Annotated in this window: 3 protein-coding genes; 1 reads left to right on the plus strand and 2 read right to left on the minus strand. The window is 54.8% G+C overall.

Annotated features, from left to right (window positions below; genetic code table 11):
• On the minus strand, positions 1-2,006 hold a 2,006-nt coding region (locus tag IBX51_RS14525; protein ID WP_291832023.1), incomplete at its 3' end, for a GAF domain-containing protein.
• Positions 1,993-3,780, minus strand: coding sequence for an ATP-binding protein (locus IBX51_RS14530; protein WP_291832025.1), 1,788 nt, complete (start codon positions 3,778-3,780; stop codon positions 1,993-1,995). The genes IBX51_RS14525 and IBX51_RS14530, both read right to left, overlap by 14 nt.
• 94 nt (positions 3,781-3,874) lie before the next feature.
• On the opposite strand from IBX51_RS14530, the gene IBX51_RS14535 reads away from it, so the two are divergent.
• Positions 3,875-4,145: Hpt domain-containing protein (locus IBX51_RS14535; RefSeq protein ID WP_291832026.1), on the plus strand; the 271-nt coding region annotated here is incomplete at its 3' end.

Here is a 4,145-nt window from a genome sequence, read left to right on the forward strand (position 1 = left end):
CCCTCCGTGGATTCAAAGTCAACAGCGCCTCCCATCTGGGTCATGATCTCCCGGGTAATCGCCAGCCCAAGCCCGGTGCCCTGTTTGCCCCTTGTACTTGAACTATCAGCCTGGGCAAATTTCTGGAAGATCCGAGATCGAAAGCTCTCGGGAATGCCCGTGCCCTGGTCTGTGACCAAAATTCTGAGGTGCTCAGGAAACAGTTTGGTAGAGATCTCTACGCTGGCACCCTCACTTGAAAATTTGGCAGCGTTCGAGAGCAGATTGTTCAGCGCCTGGCTGAGTCGTTGCGGGTCGAACCAGGCCATTACGTCCGGGTTAACCTGCGGGTAGATAACCTGTATTCGTTGGCTTTCCAGGTAAGGGACCAGGCGCTGGACCGATTCTTCGATCACCGGGGCGACTGCCTGTTTGGCTGGGTGTACCGACATTTGCCCCGATACCAGTTTTTCGATATCAAGCAAGTCATTGATCAGATGTTTGAGTTGCTCGGTGTTTCTGAGGGCAATAGACACCATCTGTTGAGCTTTATCGGGCAAGCTGCCCAGAGAGCCACTGTTGATAAGGCCCAGAGAGCCGGCGATTGAGGTCAGCGGTGTGCGAAGCTCGTGGCTAACCGTGGAAATAAACTGGCTCTTCATTTCCTCGATTTTGTGGCGCTCATCGATGTCTACGATGTATCCGTGCCATAGCACGCTGCCATCGGGCAATTGCTCAGGCCGTGCGGTGCCTTCTACCCAGTGCCAGCTATCGTCTTGCCAGCGAACACGATATTTCTGTGTCCATGGGGTTAAATTATCTGCCGATGACAGGATCGAATCGGCGACAATCGCCTGGTCATCCGGGTGAATAAGTTTGAAAGCCGGCGAGGCATCCTCGCTTACTTGTTGTGCGGTCACCTGATAAATTGATTGAATACCTTTGCTGGCGTAGGGAAAGGCACTATGGCCGTCGGGCCACCGGCGGTATTGATAGAGCATGCCAGGCGCGTTATCGACCAGTTTGTCGAGTACTTCTGTGTGCCTTTGCTGCTGAATGATGTCGGCAATCCATCGACCAAGAAGGTTGACGAATGTCTTTTCCGTTTCCGTAAATGCCGGGCGACGGGGAATGGTCGAGGAGAAGTTCACCGTGCCGAACAGTTCATCATCAATCCACACCGGTGCGGCCAGATAACTCTCGAGCCGGAATTGCCGGTAACAGACGTGCTTGCTGTAGCGGGACCGCGCCATATGGTCGATGGCAAGAACACTACCCTGGGCCGCCAGGAGTGAGCAGTAGGTCTGCTCCAGCGGGAATGTGATGCCGTTTTCCAGAGACGTTGGATGCCGCTCGTGGTGCCAGAGAACCGTGTAAACGCCGCCGGTAATATTGCTGACAATGGCGCTTTCCAACTTGAGATACTGAGAGGCAATCGCCAGCGCGCGCTCGATTCGCTCAGAGACGCCGCCACTGGAATCCAGAGAAATGTCATTCAGGATATTCAGTGCCTGAGTTCGTTCGGCGTAATAAGCTCCAAGCTCCTGATGCCGAAATTCCCGCTCGACCAGGTCAGCAAAGTCGCGCAGCGTCTGTTGATCGTCGCTGGAAAAGGTTCTCGGCTTGCTGTCGATCAGGCACAAGGTGCCAAGGCGAAAACCATTCCGGTCTTCCAGTGGAGCGCCGGCATAGAAGCGGATATTGGGCTCACCGGTAACCAGGGGGTTGTCTGCAAATCGGTCGTCCTGCAATGCGTTTTCAACCACAAAGATACCAGCGCCGAGAATGGCATGGCCGCAGAAGGAAATATCGCGCGAAGTCTCGCTCGCTCCAAGGCCATAGCAGGATTTGAACCACTGTCGATCCTTGTCAATCAGCGACACCAGGCAAATCGGCACCCCAAAGGTCCGGGCTGCCAGCCGGGTAATGCGATCAAATCGCTCCTCCGGAGGCGTATCCAGAAGCTGTGCAGCCTCCAGAGCAGACAGCCGCAACGTTTCATTGTCAGGCTGGTCAGGCGTTTTCATAATGGTCCTTGCTTTGATGATCTGTTTCAGGAAGCTCCAGCCAGAAATGGGCGCCGTTGGAGTAATGATAGCCCACCTCTCCAGACATCAGGTGGGCAAGTTCTCTGCAGATGGCCAGCCCCAGCCCGGTGCCGGCTTTGGCCCGGTTTGAACCTGTTTCTGCCTGGGAAAAGCGTTGGAATAACTGGGGCAGGAAGTGTTCGGGAACACCGTCACCCTGATCTGAAACCGTTATGCGTACAGCGCCGGAGGCTGTGGCGTTTGCGCTGACGGTCACAACGCCACCTTTGGGAGAGTATTTGATGCCGTTGCTGATATAGTTATCAAGCACCTGGCGCAGCCGGGCCGGATCTGCAAACACTTTGAGCTTGCTGTCATCGATCCCGCTGACAAGGTTGACAGAGTAGTGTTTTGCCATCGGCTGGTTGGCCGCACAGGCGGTCTCAATGGCTTCAACCAGATCGATGTTGCGCATCTGGACGCTGAGCTTGCCGGCGACCGCCTTTTCGAAGTCCAGAAGGTCGGTAATTAATGTCTGAAGTTGAATACCGTTACGCAACGCCAGTTCAACCATGGCGGAAGCTTTAGGCGGTAACTCGCCGGCGGAGCCGGATTGCAGGAGCTTCAGTGAGCCGTTGATCGATGTCAGTGGTGTGCGCAGCTCATGACTGACGTTGGACACAAACTGGTTTTTCAACCGGTCCAGCGCTTCTCGCTCTTCCATTAATGTATTGAACGCGTTGGCCAGATTGCGGGTTTCTGACGGGCCTTTGGCGTTCAAACGTTGAGTCGATGTGGTGTCTGCCGCCATTTTTTTGATTTTTCGGGACATGTCGCCAAGTTGACGTGTGGCGGCCATGGACACAACATAAGTCATGAGCAGCAGCGGAAACATGGTCAATAAGCTGATCCATAGAAAGCTGCGGAATGAAGCTCTTGCGGGCTGGATTGCTTGCTCGTAGGGAGCCGCGCTCAGGAATAACCAGCCGAGTCGATCCAGAGGTCGGGTGCTGTAAATCCAGCGTTGCCCGGAACGATCTGTGACCACGCCGAACGGGACGCCGGATAAGGCCGCGTCGATCAGAGGGTCTTCGCCGGGGTTTGGAAGATCGGGTGCTGGCTGGTCCCTTTGCAGGGCATCCACCTGAATAAAGTTTCCGGTATCCAACACATTGAGAATAGTGCCCTCTTCGGCCTTGAGCTTTGCGGGAAGAATGCCGGACTCTGCCAGGTTGATGGTGCCGCCGGCCAGTCCGAGCAAGTCGCCGTCATCACTTTCAATCGGAGCGAGAAACGACAGCAGTGGCAAGTTTGTTGTTCGCCCAATAATGGGCCGGCTGACAACTGGCGTGCGAGATTGTACTGCCTGTTTGAAATGTGGGCGATCAGCGTAGGAGGTGCCCAGCCGCCGGGGGATAAAACGATTTTCGGCGAGGGCGACGCTCTGGTCATCAAAAATAACCAGTCCGCCGCTGAACAGCTTTTCCAGCGCGGGTTGGCGCCCAAGTATCATTTCAAGTTGCGGCAGGGGCAACAGATTGTCGCCGTCAGTCAGCACGCTGGCAAAGGCATCCAGTGCATTCAGGCGTATGGTCAGCTCTTGGTTTACCAAACCGGCTACCGCCGATGCTTGCAGCGCCTGGCGCTCCTTAAGTACCTGCTCAAAATCGCGAAGCAGTCTGTCGTAGGCAATAAAAAGAATCAGAGCTACGCTGATGACAATGCTGGAGCTGGCAATCAGGACAATACGGGTGTTGAGGCTTAAAGTTCGCAAGAAAGACCCTTATACGAATGGCTGTCGTCAATAAAAAGTGCTTATATGAGGATATTGCATCAGATGCTGTGGATAAAATAGTGAGGAATGCCTTTTGACCAGTATAGCGGTTGATCAGTTGCAGGAACGTCTGAGGCTGCTGCGGGAACGGTTTTTTGAGCGCGCCCGGGGCGACATTGAAACGCTGTCAGGATTTGCGCGTTTGATTGATCAGCACCAGCTGCCGAAGTCGGAGCTGGAAAAGTGTTATCAGCTGTTGCACAGGATGGCGGGCTCTGCGGGGACATTTGGGTTGCCCGAACTGGGCCAGGCGGCCAGGGCGATAGAAAAGCAGATGAAGGCATATCTTGATTCGGCGGCCCGGG

The organism is Marinobacter sp. (assembly GCF_014859525.1).
In the GTDB taxonomy this organism is placed as follows: Bacteria; Pseudomonadota; Gammaproteobacteria; order Pseudomonadales; family Oleiphilaceae; genus Marinobacter.